Genomic DNA, 832 nt, shown 5'->3' with positions numbered 1-832 from the left:
AAAGTGTCAACACACCCTAATGGTTTTAAATTCCTGAAGGGTCTGCTCAACCATTTTCTTGATTTCATCAGGATGCTGTAAATCGCATTGAATCAGCAGACAACGTCGTCCTTCTGCTTCAACCATTTTTTTTGTATCAAGCGCATCCTGATCTTCATCCAGATAGCAAATGGCAATATCGGCGCCTTCGCGGGCAAATAATACTGATACAGAGCGACCAATCCCGCTGTCACCACCTGTAATGAGTGCTACTTTGCCTTTTAATTTATCGCTACCTTTATAATTTTCTTTAATGACTTCCGGATTAGGATCCATTTTAGTCTGGTCACCCGGTTGATGGGCTTGGGTTTCAGTTGAAGCTGGAGTTTCAGGATAGTTATTCATATTTTTTCCATGATTGCTCTTGATGAAAAAATATATTAGGAGCTTTTAGTTGGGATTGAATTAGACTCAACATTTCATAACAGAACCTGTGCAAGATTTAGCATTTATTCATTTAGCTTAAATTGACACTTTAGAACTGCCTGTTTGAGTTATTTAAAATCGACTTCTAGGATGAAATATCGGGTTTATTTGTAGGGAAAAGAGCGATAAGCAGGAATATACCTTCAGTGGATTGCAGCAGAGTTAAGTCGATTTAGGAACCAATCTGCAAAATAAAACCAATAACTTATTTACAACCAAATAAATCTAAAATACACAGCTAGATAAGCTACAAGTATTTCTTTACAACTGAACCGTACCGGGTTTGTCGGAGACTTTTTTATTTAAGTTAGGCCACCTGACCTAACGGGTTAATCTTATCATAGTACATTGCTTCAAACTCAAAAGG

At 37.4% G+C, this 832-nt stretch carries 1 pseudogene; it reads right to left on the bottom strand.

What is annotated here, in order from left to right:
- Positions 1-27: 27 nt before the first annotated feature.
- Positions 28-384 (bottom strand): annotated as a pseudogene (locus tag G5T77_RS17030) (SDR family NAD(P)-dependent oxidoreductase); the annotation flags it as partial.
- Between the last annotated feature and the right edge of the window lie 448 nt (positions 385-832).

Origin of the sequence: Acinetobacter sp. GFQ9D191M (genome assembly GCF_011174875.1) — a bacterium.
GTDB lineage: Bacteria > Pseudomonadota > Gammaproteobacteria > Pseudomonadales > Moraxellaceae > Acinetobacter.
Note: the sequence above shows the minus strand (reverse complement) of the source record. Positions and strands in the feature narration are given on the sequence as shown.